Source organism: Citrobacter sp. GW821-FHT02E08 (genome assembly GCF_059421685.1).
Genome location: NZ_JBWKVL010000006.1, coordinates 152675 through 169238, shown reverse-complemented (window position 1 = coordinate 169238; position 16564 = coordinate 152675). Strand labels below are relative to the sequence as shown.

Sequence of the window (16564 nt, the reverse complement as noted above, 5' to 3'; positions counted from 1 at the left end):
AGCGTAATGCTAACATCTTTAACCCAGGTGTCAGGAAGTCGCTGTTTCACCAAAAGCTCAGCCAGCAAACATGTGTATCGCCGCGCTATGTAATTCATCAGGACAACGCTGGCGTCGTGTTTATGCACGGGAAATGAAAACCTCAATGAGGTGAGCCTCCTTTCAGTAGCGGATAGCTTTAACTGACCAATAGACCAGTATCCACCGAACTCGTTGTTTCAGCTGACAAAGCTTCCATTAAGTGAATTAGCAATTCCTCTAAGCTCAGTTCTTCGTGCCATTGCGAGTTCCTGTCTGCTGGTCAAATTCCTCAATCGGTAACCGTAAACTGTATCGAATCACTGCGCCAGTCTTCATTATTCCTTTTGCATCGCCTGGACCTGCTATCAGTAAATTGACATGACAAATTCGCTAATATGTTAACCAATAGGGAACCGGTGGTTTCCTCAGAATTATGGGTTTCCATAGGAAACCCATCTTCAAACGTAATACGCTTGTTCATGTAAAAATTCAGCAAAACAAAATGAGCTTTGCAGACCTAAAATAGATTGGACTATCTGCAATTAAAGATAGATTTTCATTAATGTCGTCACAAGTTTTATATAAAGGTCTTTTGCTTCCTGATGATTTCCAGCCAGCAATAGTTCATAACCTTGTTTGATATAGTCATCCCACATCCACTGATACACTGCCTGGGGATTTTCGCTGGCGTCAATTTTATCAAGGATTTTGGGCGCAATATGATAATACTCTCCGACCAAATTTTCGCCGTCCGGCTGCTCAAGCAAGATATGGTCACGAAAATGACGGAAGGATTGCAATACCTCACAATCATCTTCATAGCCCATTACGCGGCAGGTTGCAGTGGTCAGAAAGCAACTGCTGTCGCTGGAGGAGCTGGGGTACGAGGTATGCTCTGTGCGTTGGTAAGAGGTTTTGTAGGCGTTCTCGCGGCTGACTTTTTCCTGGATAGTCTTTTCCAGACGTGTCAGCATCTTGATCGCACTGATATCGCCGGCGCTGATACTTTTTTGGTAATAGGTTCGCGCCAAATTGAGGTCAATCGGTGTGCCGTCGCCATAGTGATGCATTCTGCCCAGTAAGGTCCAGGCTCTGGTCTGCTGGCACTGCTCGAGGATCGCGTGTGCTTCGGTAAATCTTTTTTGTAAGTGCAGCAGGCTGCCGTAGATATACCGATCATTGTCATCAAAAAATGCCGCATTTTTGCGCTGTGTTCTGGCTGCATCGTGCCATAGGTAGTGATAAATCTGCAGCGCGTTCTTTCTGGAGGGCGTCATTTCCTGCGGAGCGGCGTATTTGCTGTACTCGATCCGGGCAATCGCTTTGAGTGCATCCAGATGACCTAATGCCGCCGCAATACGTAAATGAAGATGGGCGTTCTCTGGACGATGGTTGTCGATAAAATGGCAGCCATAGAGATAATTGGCGCCGGGATGCAGGGCGTTGGCCAGATAACGCAAAGTTACCTCGGCTTCTCTGGGGGATTTTTTATCCACTCGGCGTAATAAGAGGTCACCGGAAAGGGAGTCGCCAAGCATGTAAGCGCGGCGGAGATATTTCTCGCCTTCATTGGGGCGTGAGGTCAGTTTCCAGCAGCCGAGTGTATAAAATTCTTCGCCTGTCCGGCACACAATATTGGCCGCATAGCGCTGGCCAGCCTCGGCGTCGTTCACGCCCAGCGCGGCGCGAAAATGCAGGCAGGCGCGATAAATGAAATCATCCTGACTGCCGCTCAGTGCGCGTAATTCCGCCAGGTACGCGCTGCTGAGTGGCTTATTGCTAAGTTCGCTGATAAAGAGATTGAGGATATTCGCATGGGGGTAACCAGCAAGGCGCAGGTCGCCGGCAAGACGGATGGCTTTACTTGTCTGTTTCTTGTAGCTAAGTGAAATGAAGCGCTGTTGCGCATATTTCCACTGCCGATCGCGCAGGGAGGAATGGGCATCTGTTCCGGGTAGCTCCGGCGCACGTTGTTTTTCAAAAATCGTCTCTACTTCGCGGCACTGGCTTAACAGGAGGTCCAGGCACTGGCGGTAGCGCAGGGTGGACTCTGCAAGCTCATCACACTGCTTTTTCGTTTGCAGCATCATCGTTTCGATAACGTTGCTGACATGCGTGTCTGCATCGTTTTGCACCAGATCCGCGTTCGCATTCGCGATAATGTGCTTACTGCGTTTGATCTCCCCTTCCAACCAAATCAGCGGTTCTTCGAAAATGGCCTCAATCTCGTGATAAATTCCGCTATTGACTGTTGGGCGCAGCGACGTCAGTTCCGGGGGCGGTGTTTCCTGGAGACATAATTTACGAAACATGCCTTTTAGTTCGGCGGCTTGTCCTTCACGAACTGATACCAGATGGATTTGCGCCGTACTTCCGGTCTGTTCAAGTACTTTCAGCGTACGTTTTATCAGGTATTGTGACCTGGCTGGCAAGATGATGGTGTTGGCAACGTCCAGAAGTCCGTTGAAATAGAGCGAGTCTGGTGAAGCGCGGGAAGGAATGTCAACCAGCGTAACTGCTGGGCCGATGTGGGGCACTGCGAGCGCAAAGGCGGAGATAAAGTTTTGCAATTCGCCCTTATGCTGCCGCATTTTTTCGAAGGTATCGAGGATGGCAGATTCGTTCATCGGGCAGTGCTTGTGATACAGCGTAACGCCGCCCTGACAGGCAAGCGAGTATGGGCGGTTCATCAGCGTCGGGATAGTGTCATTCGCGCGATGAAAACGTCGCGATTGCATAAATGCAGGCAACAACGTATCGCGTTCATGTCCCCGGAAACCGATATAGCAGACCACATGATGATTAATGAGTTGGGGAAAGCGCAGCATGACAAGGAGACGATCGAGGGCCTGCTGTTGGGCCAACTGAAGTGCTGCTTTATCCGGGTAGCTACTGGGTAATAAATGTTGTTCGATGAGTGTGTCGCAGGATGCTTTCAGCATCTTCCACGGTGCGGACCAGGTATCCTGTTGCGGTTCATCCTGCAGCAGGCTGACAAGGTCATCAAGAAAGTGTGGCATCGCTTTATTCATGATTTAATAACTTATCGATCTGAAGATTAAAGGCTTTACTCTGACGGGTAAGCTCGGCGATTAGCGTGTGATTTAGACTGTAAGCTTCAACCAATGAGCGGATATACTGTGGTGATTCGCTTTTCACGATACCGCGCCGGATCGGAGCATTAGTCTGGCTAAGCGCGTCGCGCTTTTGTTGATTCATTTGCTGCCACTCGGTCTGCAGATTCAACAGTTCTTGTTTCATATCCTGACGAGCCTGCTCGTCATTGCAGGCCTGCGCAATAAAATCGCTCAGTAGCGTTGCGCCTAAATACTCTGTGTTGAGCGTTGATGAAAAGGCCGTCACGCCACAATAAGCAATTCCGGCATTATCCAGTTGGTCCTTAAATGTGGTGATGATGCTGCGCAGATCGCCTTCGGTTTTTCCATCCGCTTTGTTTAACACTACCAGGCAAGGGTGGGCTAAATGCAGCGAGTTAAGAAAGGCAATATCACTCTGGCCTAATGAGCCGTTATCGGCGGTTGCCAGCCATATAATGTAGTCGCAGTTGCTCAGATGCTCCCTGGCAATTTTTTCATCAAACAGGCGATCGCCACGGTTTTCTTCGTCGTCATTGTTATAGCCTGGCGTGTCAAGCAGCGCGATACCAGGCCACGGGAAGTCTGGCAGTCCTATCACGATCTTCTTGAGAATGTCGGAGAAACCCAGACCATAGTTTTTATAAAAAACGTGGGCAATGCTTTGTAATTCTTCCGGCTCCAGGGGAACCCGTGTTTCATTCGCCGTGTAGGCTGCGATGGACGGGTGCTCCTGACCTACCAGGTATGTGGCGACCGCAGTTGTTGGGCGTTGCCCGGTGGGAAGGTGGGGACGTCCGGTCAGGGTATTGAGAAAGTGCGACTTACCGGCGCTAAATCTGCCTCCCACTCCGACCAGACATTTGTTTTTAAGCTGCGGAAGTTGCGCTTGCTCAACGAATTTTGCACTCAGGGTGCGAAAGGCTTCTACCAGCGTACGCTCTCGCTCATCTTTAAGCGCATCCCGGCTTATTATTTCGGGCAGATACTCCTGCAGGTTGCGACGAAGAAGCGAAAAATATTTTTGATTCTGCGTGTTGCCAGCGTACAGGCGAAGCAGTAACGCTAGCGCGACATCTTTTTCCTGCGTGCTATCGCTGGCCAATTCTGTGGGAATGTCATCCGTGAATAAATCCTCGAAATCCACGCTAAACCTCCTGATGGGATAATTCTGTACGCAATCCCCGCAGTAGCGTTATTGTCTCGTCATAGCGGGCAATATTGCTTTGTTTATCCGTGTATTGTGCGGCGAGTTTATCAAGGCTGCTCTGTACGGACTGGCTAATATCGCCGACAAATGCGTCATTTTGTTGATGCAGAATTCTGATAAAACGGATCTGTTGTTCATCCAGCGTAAGCCGGATCTTTTTGCTGATGCTGTCCAGTGCATTTTCCAGCGCCACTTTTAATCTGGCAATATCCTCATTTTTCGTGCTGGCACCAAATTGATTAATAATTTCGTCGATCTCGGCTTGTGGCTCATAAAGGGGAGGGGTGATCTGCAATTTATCGAGGCTTATTTGCAGTGGTACAAGAATAGTCTCTTTGCTAAAGGTAACATCAGCTTCCTGAAAAGCATCCAGTACGCGTTTTTTCAGCTGCGACCTTAAGGTATCCAGCGGCGCAAAATGGCTATATGCCGTGAGGATCTCCGAATGTACGCTTCTGGTATAGCTGCGCAGCGTGTGGATAATATCTGAAGTTTCCGCCATATGTTCGGTTACCGACACAATATGTGTGTGGGTTTTCTTCCAGAACCACATGCCGCTGGTGGTGCTGCGATCCACATCACGGCTTTTACTGCTGACGCTCAGTTCACGGTAATTATCAATAAGCCCAATAATACGCAATTTCAGGCGTTCAAATTCCTGATTCATCTGCAGCTCTGCCGTACTGAAATGGACATTAATATCCGCGTCGATTTTTTTGACGCTCTGAGTGAGCGCATTAATCCCCGTCTGCAGGGTTTCCAGATCAACTGAACCGAGCGTCTCTTTGTCGCCCTGTGCGGCGGTTTCGAGGTGTTTAAGGCAGTCGCGTAGTTCACTATTTTTGCCGCGGATTAAATCAATTTGATGCGCATACTTAATCTGGTCTTTTTTCTCCCGGCACAGCTCCAGCTCCTGACGCACTTTTTTTAATCCGGCAATTACCCGAAAATCCTTCGCTTCACACGGAGCGTTAGTAAAGCTTGCCAGGTTATCCCGGGTGAGTTTCTCTTCCTCGCTTAAGGGGTGCTGCTGTTCCATTTTCCACGCGATACCTTCCAGTAAGGCCGATATCAGGACCGGTTCCTGCGTATCGAAACGATCTTTCATGGCGTCGACGACGTTTTGCCGCGTAGCCATAAAGGCATCCTTAAAAAACGTTTTCTGGCCGCGATGATCCTGAATAGCTAAATCCATTTTACTGGCAATAATAATGTGATGAAGAATGCCATCATTGACCAGTTTGTGTTTAATAAGATCCATATCCTGTTTGGATAAAAATTCACCTGCAGAGGAGAGGATCATGACGCAATCACACTGGCAGAGGAAATTAATTGTTTCCCGGCTGCGGGAAACAACAGGGTCATTTAACCCCGGGGTATCGATAATTTCGATATCGCGGAGCATCTCATGGTTAAGGTTTAACTCAACATGACGGACAAGGGGCGTTAAACGCCCGCGGGATCCAATGTACTCGCTGAGTTTTGCCTGGATTTCGCTCAGGTCGCTAAAAGGGATAAGTTGTTCCCCTTTTTCCAGCTCGCTATAGATGTCCAGTCTTTCGCTTTCCGCTGTTTCCCGGAGTTCGCGGCAGGCAGCTAATTCGGGTGGCAGTTCGTGGATAATACTTTTTCGGGCTCTCTCTTCGTTGAAGGTGGTGCCGGGTCTGCTGGCTTGACGGGAGCGCACCTCGCTCAACTTTGTGGCAATAATCTTATCGGCGGCATCGGCGTCACTCTCTATGTTTTGCCAGTCCTGGGGCGAGTAAAACACCAGCTTTGCACACTGTTCCTGCGCATAGCGCAGACGGGTCAGCGAAGCGGTCATCGGTGTCGCTGCTTTCGGTAAAATATGCTGACCGTTGAAGAGAAGGGCATTCAGAAAGGTGGATTTCCCCGCTTTTACCGATCCGACGATGCCGATGCGTAACAGTCGGCTGGCTTCGTCTTCAGCGGCGAGGCTGCGCCGCATGTTTGCGAGGATTTGATTTAGCTGGAACAGTCGCTCTTCACGCAGAAAATCCTTATGGGGAGTAAGGTTGGCGCAGACGTTTTCCAGTGTTTGCATAAATGCGTGAATACCATCGCGTGGGGTGGAGGCGCTCATGATTCATCGTCCCTGAATAAGTTATGGGTGTACAGCTAGCGATTTTTGTCGTTGTTCGATTTCTCGAATGGCGTCACGGACTTCGTCGATCTGCGCAGACCAGAGATCTTGCTGGGCGAGCCATTCAGCTTCGTGTTGACGCTTTTCTTCACGGCAATGCTCAAGTGCGGAGCGACTCTCTTCTATCCGGGTACGCCACTCTTCTTCCAGACCGGCGATTAACTCCAGCTCAATTTCCGGCAGTATTTCTGCCAGCGCTTCACGCGCTCGCTGTCGGATTTCAGGGAATACTTTCTCCTGCAGATTTTGCTTAACCAGTTCTCGTTTACGCTCTTGCGGGTCTGAAAAAAGCTTAATAATGTCGGGTAAGAAAATGATCAATAACTCGACAATAGGGTTAATGACTGAGGTCGTCACGGCGAGGGCAGTGGAGATGAGTTTATACCAACGACTGCCTTTACTCACCGTTGCCAGCGTTTCCAGAACCAGCATGGCGGTTTGTGAACCGTTTTGCAGAATGCTGCCAATATCGATATTTTCACCGACAGCCTCATTCTGCATATTCACAACGATATCCGAGAGATTAACTCGTAGGGCCTGGTTCAGAGAGGTGCGATAAACATCGCTAATGATTGCTGCCGTACGGGTTTGGAAAATATCTTCGCCCTGCATAAGGCAGTTGTATAACACGTCAAGATTTTTCACCAGCGCGTTATGCACGTCGCCGCTCACCTTATCCATCGTATTTTGGCGAAGTGTCCCGGAAAGACGGCGTTTCTGGCGTGCCAGCGTGTCATTCAGCTCCTGACAGGCGCGGTCGTACTGGTAAATTTGCGCATCAAGGGCGCCGGGATCCAGTGTGCTGCTTTTGCGCAGCATTGTAATATGATCCAGAAGACGGGAAGCCGATGACTGAATTTGCCCGGCAAAATGGATAACTTTGAGATCCTGGATATTCAACTGAAGCAGGGCATCCTGCAGGCGATCGGCGGTTTCACGATCATTACGACTTGCCCGCACGACGATCCGCGGCTGGCATCCCAGATCGCTTAGCCTACCGGATATTTCCTCTTCAACATTATCCAGCGATTCCGGCGTCAATTTATCGCACTTGGTCAGAACCAGGAGTAAGGGGACGGGCTGGAACGCAATTTCATGCAGCACGGCCGCCAGGCTGGCATGCAGGGTTCCGCTTTCAGCCGAAACCACGACAATAAATGCCGCGCCGCGTTCCGCGTAGCGGTAAAATGCATCAACATGCCGCTTTATTCCTGAATCTACGCCCGGCATATCCACCGGAATGAGACCATGCAGATCGCGGAGCCGGGCAGAGGGTACGGTTAAGCAGGCATATTGATCCTCCGGCGTTGCATCGTTATTAACATCAAGGGCGTTTTGCGGAGCATAGTGCACCTCTCTGACGGTGCCATCAGCCAGGGCAATAACCAGAGTCTGTTGATCGCCGTAGTGCAATTCTGTTGCCAGCGCGGTGGTTGGGGCCTGGTCAACCGGTAATATATTCTGCCCCAGCCATAGATTGAGGAGAGACGATTTGCCGGCGCTAAATATGCCAATCAGCGGCACGCAAGCGGTAAAATTATTTATCTGAAATAATTGCGATGTGAAATCATTAAAAATATGGGGAGCGGTAGTTTCAAATTCTTTACTTATGCCGATAAGGCGTGTTAACGGTCCTGTCAGTGCATCAGACATGTTCAACCTTTCAGTTTTCAATGAGCTATAGGCATATTAAAGCGAGAATCATGCTTTGTCTTCTATAAAGAATGTGTTCCAGGATCTGTATCGTGATTGTGAATAAGGTCACGTAAAGGATATTAAATTTCCCAAAATTGCCTGATGCATCAGAGAAATAAATATTGAAGTAGTCAAACGGGTTGTTGAGCGCGATACATTTTGTATTCAGCGCTGCTTCAAGTTTCTTATGGCCGTAATCTGGAGAGACGACGGCTTGCCAGAAGGAACCGTCTTTCTCTGCAAAGGGGATTGTGTAGGTTATAAAGGTAGTGATCTGCCTGAGAGGGTTAAAGCCCGGTTTGGTGTTTATGGGAAACGGTTTTGTGGTCATGTCTAAATAAATGACACGCTTTATGCCAAATTGAAACACTATCATGAATTACCAGAGCAGCAGTACCGACTCATCAAGGATGACGAGCAGATACTGCTGGCCTTTTCACGGATGTTATCGTGTGCTACACGTGAGCCGTAACCGGCGGAAATATTGTCGTCGGTAGTTTCTGTTCAGGATATCAACAGCAGTGAGCCCCCTTTGAGCTGATCAATAAGCGCCTGCACAAGGGCATACTCTACGGCAGGGCAGCCATGGGATCGTCCACAACGGCCATATTGCTTAACATACTGCTCCCCCGCGTAAGGGACGCCATGAAAGACAATCCCGCGCTTAAAAGCATTACTGTTGCTTTCTTCCAGACCTTCCAGTCTTAGTGCTCTGCCATGTTGTGCCATCGTATAGGTGCTCAGCGTTTTATAGAGTCCTAACGAACTTTGGTATGACTCTGGTGTATTTGAAAAAGTTGTCGCCAGTCCGTCATGATTTGGGTCGCTGCCCGTCCCATGTACCGCATGAACACTCTGAACCGTCTTATTGACCCGATCAAATATATGCATTCTTTTTGTTTTGGAATGCTCTTTAATTTTGAAAACAGCCCAATATCGGGGATTAGACCCGGCATTATTATGTGTCTGCCAGTCAATCATTCTTTTAATGTCATCGTGCGGAACACCAGCATTTTCCGCCAGTGCATATAATTCCTCTCCGATAGATGTTCCCGGCACCAGTGGAGGTACACTAACGTCTACGCTGTCATTATCAATCAGTGAATGAAGTCTATTGGCCCTGTTTGTCCAGCCTTTAAGGAAAACCTTCTGGGATGGATTATTGGCGGCAATCTGGTTAAATCGTTCAATAATTTTATCGGCAAACAGCGGGATGAATTTGTCATCGGTAGTATTATTGATGGCTTCCAGCGTCTCACTGTTCATTCTGGCGGTTTGATTAATACCCAGCACCGATTGACAAAGTTTTAATGCTGTTCCAGGACCACACAATACGCCCATATCAAATAGCGCGGTAGCAATGCTCTGGTCTAACACTTGATCAAGATTTAATACATCCCAATAATTTTTTTTGTAGATAATATTAATGGTTTCAAAACTCATGTTTTTTACTTCTTCTTCTGTAACGTCATCTCTCCCCAGATACTCCTCTAATCTCTTAAGCGTGATGCCTTTATTTGTTGGCCCGCCTCTGTCCGCCGGATGGTTTGTATAGCCACCCTCATTTTTTAAGGTAAATATCAGCGCTTCATCAATATTTGACCCCGGTTGATCAATTACGTTATCAATTGTCGTGATATCCGGTATAGGGTCGTCTGGAAGCGGTTTATCCGTAAAAGATTTTTCGGCCATGAAGGCTTCGAGTTTTTTAATTGCAGACAACGTCAAAGGTCCGATGAGGCCATCTATTTTCCCACTATAAAGATCTAATGATTTTAATGCTAACTGGAGTGACTCAATTTTGTTATGAGTAAACATCGTATTCTCCTTTATGAGGGGAGTACAGATAGCAGTGCTATCCTGTACTTATTTATTTGATATTAGCTCCAGGAATGGGGAAGAGAATTCATTCGCAAAATGAGGTGCAAATAACATCATGCTCAAGCACTACACCAGTCAGACCAACGTTGTATTGCTGTGTACCTTTTTAGAAAAATAACTGTTCTCCTCCCCACTAAAGTTTTATTGCAACTCTTGTTTGACGGCAAAGAGAGAATAATCCACACGGATGTTTCCTGTTAGATCGGGGATGCCATCTCGTTTCCTTTCACCATATCGATAATGCTCTTGCTTGTTGAGTGACATATAAAGCAAGCCGAGTTGATCATCGGGATTATTCTTCAGTGTGGTGGAGACGATATTAGTTAAGAATTTTGCAATCATCACACCCGCAGCAAACGCGGGATTTGCTGCGCCAAGAATCAGTGTTCCTAAACTTGCAGCAAAAACATCAAACTCAGGTTGCATAACTGCCGATTCCAGCTGCCTTCCTATTTCATTGGTATTATTGTCATCCTTAATCACCGTCAGACACCAGTTGAAATTATCTGGGATATTGGGGGATGAGTAGAGAGCATATCCAGTATCACCAAAAGTGAGTACAGAATTATCTCTGACCTCAGAGACTTCACTAAAATATCGTGCTGACACAACTTGTTGAACTGCCTGTGTGAGTAGCTGTTTTTTTACCTCCTCATCATTTTCCGAATACCAGGCATCAAGTATCGGAATGTCTGCATCTGAGGTAATAAAACTAATTAATTTAACTTGTACAACATCATCGCCAAAAAAGAGAAAACCTTTTTTATGATTATCTAAAATCCTGATTCTGTTTATTCTAAAATAAAACATACTCCCTCCTGTTGTAGGTGGAGATGACATGTGTATTGAATTCAAATAATCAACGTTATTAATTATCTGTTCAATAGCAGTATAGATTGACCACCCAGACCACGCCAATTGTTGCCATTCGCATCATCATTAAACTGAGAGGAAAAAAATTTCATGTTATTAATTTATTATTGTTCAATGATATTGTGTTATAAGAAATTGGAATGGCAGGATAAAATTATCCTCTTTTTTGATTTTTTGACGGAAAAAACGTTATTGCTGACGTTGAAAAAAGCCAGGTATAAAAACCTGGCTTTCTTCGGGAGTGGTGAGCCCGCTTATCCTCAGTACACGCTGCTCTGAAGGCGGCGCAAAGGGTTAAACGCGGCTACCCCACAGATCGTATTCGTCGGCGTTCTCTACTTTCACGCGCACGATATCGCCTGGTTTTACGTTTGTTTCACCGTTCAGATAGACCGCGCCGTCGATTTCCGGAGCATCGGCCATGCTGCGGCCAATTGCGCCTTCTTCGTCGACTTCATCCACGATGACCATAATTTCGCGGCCCACTTTTTCCTGCAGGCGTTCAGCAGAAATTTGCTGTTGCACCTGCATAAAGCGGTTCCAGCGCTCTTCTTTTAACTCTTCCGGCACCTGATCCGGCAGTTCATTGGCACCTGCACCTTCAACCGGGCTGTACTTAAAGCAACCAACCCTGTCCAGACGCGCTTCTTTCAGGAAGTCGAGCAGCATCTGGAAGTCTTCTTCTGTTTCGCCAGGGAAGCCAACGATGAAGGTAGAACGCAGGGTCAGCTCCGGGCAGATTTCGCGCCACTGTTTGATGCGCGCCAACTGGCGGTCCACAGACCCAGGGCGCTTCATCAGCTTGAGAATGCGCGGGCTGGCGTGTTGCAGCGGGATATCGAGGTAAGGCAGGATTTTGCCTTCCGCCATCAGTGGGATAACGTCATCCACGTGTGGGTACGGGTAGACATAGTGCAGACGCGTCCAGATACCCAGTTTTGAAAGTTCTTCACACAGATCAACCATGCTGGTTTTGACCGGCGCACCGTTGTGGAAACCGGTACGGTGTTTCACGTCTACGCCGTAGGCTGAGGTGTCCTGGGAGATAACGAGGATCTCTTTGACGCCCGCATCGACCAGACGCTTCGCCTCGCTCAGCACTTCGCCAATCGGGCGGCTTACCAGATCGCCACGCATAGACGGGATGATGCAGAACGTGCAGCGATGGTTGCAGCCTTCAGAAATTTTCAGGTAAGCATAATGACGCGGGGTCAGTTTGACGCCCTGTTCCGGCACAAGGCTCAGGAACGGATTGTGTTTCGGTTTGGGCACATAGTGGTGAACATGTTCCAGCACTTGCTCGTAGCTATGAGGTCCGGTGATCTCCAGCACTTTCGGGTGAACTTCGCGGATCTGATCGACTTTCGCACCCAGACAGCCGGTGACAATCACCTTGCCGTTTTCGTTCAGCGCTTCACCGATCGCTTCCAGTGATTCTTGTACGGCGCTGTCGATAAAGCCGCAGGTATTGACGATAACCATATCGGCGTCGTCGTAGCTTGGCACCACGTCATAGCCTTCGGTACGCAGTTCAGTCAGGATTCGCTCCGAATCGACGAGGTTTTTCGGGCAGCCAAGGGATACGAAGCCGATTTTCGGCTGGTGGGTTACTTTGCTCATAGCTTAAAAATTGTTCAGTTATTGGAATGGTCAGGGCAGGGATTCTACAGAGATCTGGGCAAAAATTGTATCGCAATCTCACCGGGCGTTCAGCACAGGCAAGATGAAGGTTATAGATACAATGTAAATTTTGTTAATTTATGGTGAATTGTTGATCTCAGGCATCATTGTGTTCAAAAAATGACCATACTATTAAGTTGCACCATGAGTAAATAGAGGAGGAACAAGGTATGGTCGTTGGCAGACTGAGAACCGCTCTGCTTAACAAGCTGATCAACGCGCGAATCGATCTCGCCGCGTATCTGCAGTTGAGGAAAGCGAAAGGCTACATGTCAGTCAGCGAAAGTGATCGTCTGCGTGATAACTTTTTTGAATTGAATCGCGAACTTCACGATAAACCACGACTGCAGAAACTTCATCTGGATATAGAAGAATGGGAGGCATTGCATCTTGCTGAAGGTGCATTAGCTGCCGCTGCCGTCTGCCTTATGAGCGGGCATCATGATTGTCCGACTTTCATTTGCGTCAACGCAGAGAAACTTGAAAACTGTCTGACGAATTTGACGCTCAGCATCCAGTGCCTGAAAACGCATTCCATGCTGGCACAGGTCTAAGCAGGGGGGAGGCAACTCCCCCTTATCATTAGTTTTTGTAAAAATAATTCTGCACGCCTTCTCGCTGACTACGCTTTAACGCATAGCCCTACAGGAGGCGTTATGCGTCGATCTCATCGCTGGTTACTCCCATTATTGCTGTTCTCAACGCTTGGCAATGCCGCGCCATCCGCAGTCAGGGTCGACGTGCTGCAAACCAAACTTGATCACCCATGGTCGCTGGCTTTTTTACCCGACAATCGCGGTATGTTGATTACGCTTAAAGGCGGCCAACTGCGGCACTGGCAAGCTGGCAAAGGGCTTTCCGATCCGCTGACGGGAGTGCCAAAAGTGTGGGCGCATGGGCAGGGGGGATTGCTGGACGTGGCGCTGGCACCAGACTTTGCGCAGTCACGCCGCGTCTGGCTCAGTTTTTCGGAAAGCGATCTAAACGATAATGCGGGCACGGCGGTGGGGTATGGGCGACTCAGCGAAGACCTGAAACGTCTTGAGAACTTCCAGACCGTGTTTCGGCAAATGCCGAAACTGTCCACCGGAAACCATTTTGGCGGACGATTAGTATTTGATGGCAAAGGGCATCTGTTTATTGGCTTAGGGGAAAATAATCAGCGTCCTACCGCACAGGAACTGGATAAATTGCAGGGCAAAGTGGTACGTCTGACCGATCAGGGAAAAATCCCGCCCGATAACCCGTTTGTCAGCAAAGATGGGGCCCGACCTGAAATCTGGGCGTATGGCATTCGTAATCCGCAGGGGATGGCAATGAACCCGTGGAGCAATACGCTCTGGCTGAATGAACATGGTCCCCGTGGCGGGGACGAAATCAATATTCCGGAAAAAGGCAAAAACTACGGCTGGCCGCTGGCAACCTGGGGAATTAACTACAGTGGTTTTAAAATCCCGGAAGCGAAAGGGGAGATTGTGGCGGGGACAGAGCAGCCGATCTTTTACTGGAAGCACTCGCCCGCCGTCAGTGGTATGGCTTTTTATCACAGCGACCGATTCCCGCAGTGGCAGCAAAAACTCTTCATTGGGGCGTTAAAAGAGCGGAATGTGATTGTTATGACGGTCGACGGAAATACGGTGACGGAAGATGGACGTATCCTGGGGGAGCGAAGACAACGCATTCGTGATGTTCGCATCGGGCCAGACGGTTTTTTATATGTGTTAACCGATGAGTCCGACGGGGAATTACTCAGAGTGAGTCCCCGCTAGTAGTGTGTGATGCCCTCAGATGCCGGGTTAGCCTGTGGCTCGCAGACTAACCCGCTGACAGATGCAGCTTAGCTGACCGGGATCATCACGATTTTACGGAACGCCGGACGTTCGCTGAGTTGCTGATACCAGCGCTCAAGGTTCGGACGCGGTGTCCAGGTCAGGCCGACATTGAACAGGTTATAGACGAAAGGCGCGATGGCAATATCGGCCACGCCAAATTCGTTACCGGAGAACCAGCGTTGAGTAGCCAGCGCGTCGTCAAGCATACCAAACAGGCCATCGCACACTTTCGCGCTGGCGTCGATGGCCGCAGGATCGCGCTGTTCCACCGGGGTTCTGACCAACCCAAACAGGATTACGCGGTGCGCCGGACTCAATGTCTGGTTTGCCCAATCCATCCATTTTTCACCTTCCGCGCGTCGGGCCGGGGAGTCTACCCACAACCGGTTTTGCCCGTACTGTGCCGCCAGATAACGCACAATGCTATTGGATTCCCACAGCACAAGGTTGGCTTCATCATCACGCAGTAGCGGCACCAGACCGTTGGGATTCATGGCCAGATATTCAGCGTCATGATTGAGGCCAAATTGACCTCCGGCGAGAATGTGTTGAAAGGGTAATTCCAGCTCTTCAAGCGTCCATAACACTTTTTTTACGTTAGTCGAGTTGTTCCTTCCCCACAGCGTAATCATAGTAACCCCTTAATTTGATTGGGCAGCCTTAGGGCTGCGTCGGCGTCTGACCGGGTACATGGTGAAATAAAGCTAATATTTACGCAACAGCCTGTAAAAAAATCGTGTGGAATGCAGCGTAGCGGGGCGTTATTGCATAAACTTTAAAAACTTTACCTGGTTACGGTTTCTTTAAGCTCGCAAGTGCGTTATTACTCACCAAACTTGTAACACGGTGATGTAACGTGTTTTTTTTGGAATGGATACTCGGGTGGCATTTATGAAGCAATACTCCTTTTCTCTTCGCAGCCTTGCTGCGGGCTCAGCACTATTATTCCTTTTTGCGCCGACCTTGCAGGCGGCCGAGCAGACGACCGCGCCGCCGAGCGTTGATGCGCGGGCATGGGTCCTGATGGATTACGCCAGCGGGAAAGTGCTGGCTGAAGGTAATGCGGATGAGAAACTCGACCCTGCCAGTCTGACTAAAATTATGACCAGCTACGTGGTCGGACAGGCGCTGAAGGCCGGAAAAATCAAGCTGACGGACATGGTGACGGTGGGGAAAGATGCATGGGCGACGGGAAATCCGGCATTGCGCGGCTCATCGGTGATGTTCCTTAAGCCTGGCGATCAGGTGGCGGTTTCCGACCTTAACAAAGGCATTATCATTCAGTCAGGTAACGATGCCTGTATTGCCCTCGCCGATTATGTTGCCGGCAGCCAGGAATCGTTTATCGGATTAATGAATGGGTATGCGCAAAAGCTTGGCCTGACTAATACGACCTTCCAGACGGTACACGGTCTGGATGCGCCAGGGCAGTTCAGTACCGCCCGGGATATGGCCCTGCTGGGAAAAGCTTTGATCCACGACGTGCCTGAAGAGTACGCCATTCATAAAGAAAAAGAGTTTACGTTTAACAAGATCCGCCAGCCAAACCGTAACCGTCTGTTGTGGAGTACCAATCTGAATGTCGACGGAATGAAAACCGGGACAACGGCAGGCGCTGGCTACAATCTGGTTGCCTCTGCAACGCAGGGCGATATGCGCCTGATCTCGGTGGTGTTGGGGACGAAAACTGACCGTGTTCGCTTTAATGAATCGGAGAAATTACTGACCTGGGGCTTCCGCTTTTTTGAAACGGTGACGCCCATTAAACCGGATGCCACGTTTGTCACGCAGCGCGTCTGGTTTGGCGATAAGAGCGAAGTGAACCTGGGTGCGGGTGAAGGCGGTTCGGTGACGATCCCGCGTGGACAGCTTAAGAACCTGAAAGCGAGCTTTACCCTGACGGAACCGCAGTTAACCGCGCCGCTGAAGAAAGGCCAGGTGGTGGGCACCATCGACTTCCAGCTTAACGGGAAATCCATTGAGCAGCGTCCGTTAATGGTGATGGAAGCGGTGGAAGAGGGCGGATTCTTTAGCCGGATGTGGGATTTTGTGATGATGAAATTCCATCAATGGTTTGGCAGCTGGTTCGCGTAATCCCCGTGATGTCGGATGG

11 protein-coding genes are annotated in these 16564 nt (G+C 49.0%); 3 read left to right on the top strand and 8 right to left on the bottom strand.

The genetic code is table 11. The features are described 5' to 3' along the window. Window positions 1–563: 563 nt before the first annotated feature. The 7 genes from AC07UY_RS10695 to rimO form a co-directional block, all read right to left on the bottom strand. Window positions 564–3041, bottom strand: coding sequence for a CFI-box-CTERM domain-containing protein (locus AC07UY_RS10695; RefSeq protein WP_494701158.1), 2478 nt, complete (start codon window positions 3039–3041; stop codon window positions 564–566). A gap of 4 nt (window positions 3042–3045) precedes the next feature. Continuing rightward, the gene (locus AC07UY_RS10690; protein WP_494701157.1) at window positions 3046–4263 is read right to left on the bottom strand and encodes a dynamin family protein; all 1218 of its coding nucleotides are present in this window, start codon (window positions 4261–4263) and stop codon (window positions 3046–3048) included. A gap of 1 nt (window position 4264) precedes the next feature. Further along, window positions 4265–6430 (bottom strand): dynamin family protein, encoded by a 2166-nt coding sequence (locus tag AC07UY_RS10685; protein ID WP_494659443.1) that lies wholly within the window; start codon window positions 6428–6430, stop codon window positions 4265–4267. A gap of 21 nt (window positions 6431–6451) precedes the next feature. Beyond that, window positions 6452–8143, bottom strand: coding sequence for a dynamin family protein (locus tag AC07UY_RS10680; protein WP_494701156.1), 1692 nt, complete (start codon window positions 8141–8143; stop codon window positions 6452–6454). Between the two features lie 546 nt (window positions 8144–8689). Beyond that, the gene (locus AC07UY_RS10675; RefSeq protein WP_494659445.1) at window positions 8690–10003 is read right to left on the bottom strand and encodes a murein L,D-transpeptidase catalytic domain-containing protein; all 1314 of its coding nucleotides are present in this window, start codon (window positions 10001–10003) and stop codon (window positions 8690–8692) included. Window positions 10004–10207: 204 nt separating this feature from the next. Continuing rightward, a complete protein-coding gene (locus AC07UY_RS10670) occupies window positions 10208–10876 on the bottom strand; it encodes a hypothetical protein (protein ID WP_494659446.1) in 669 nt (222 codons plus the stop codon). A 357-nt stretch (window positions 10877–11233) separates the two neighbouring features. Then, window positions 11234–12559, bottom strand: coding sequence for a 30S ribosomal protein S12 methylthiotransferase RimO (rimO, locus tag AC07UY_RS10665; protein WP_494659447.1), 1326 nt, complete (start codon window positions 12557–12559; stop codon window positions 11234–11236). Between the two features lie 230 nt (window positions 12560–12789). On the opposite strand from rimO, the gene bssR reads away from it, so the two are divergent. After that, window positions 12790–13173, top strand: coding sequence for a biofilm formation regulator BssR (bssR, locus tag AC07UY_RS10660; RefSeq protein WP_494701155.1), 384 nt, complete (start codon window positions 12790–12792; stop codon window positions 13171–13173). A 102-nt stretch (window positions 13174–13275) separates the two neighbouring features. Further along, window positions 13276–14388 carry a PQQ-dependent sugar dehydrogenase gene (locus AC07UY_RS10655; protein WP_494701154.1) on the top strand — a complete coding sequence of 371 codons (1113 nt, stop codon included), beginning with the start codon at window positions 13276–13278 and terminating at the stop codon, window positions 14386–14388. Window positions 14389–14456: 68 nt separating this feature from the next. Here the strand turns inward: AC07UY_RS10655 and AC07UY_RS10650 are convergent, their stop codons facing one another. Further along, entirely contained in the window at window positions 14457–15083 is a 627-nt protein-coding gene (locus AC07UY_RS10650; protein ID WP_494659450.1) for a glutathione S-transferase family protein, read from the bottom strand. A 259-nt stretch (window positions 15084–15342) separates the two neighbouring features. Between AC07UY_RS10650 and dacC the strand changes: the two genes are divergently transcribed. Beyond that, a complete protein-coding gene (gene dacC / locus AC07UY_RS10645; RefSeq protein ID WP_203358355.1) occupies window positions 15343–16545 on the top strand; it encodes a serine-type D-Ala-D-Ala carboxypeptidase in 1203 nt (400 codons plus the stop codon). Window positions 16546–16564: the final 19 nt, after the last annotated feature.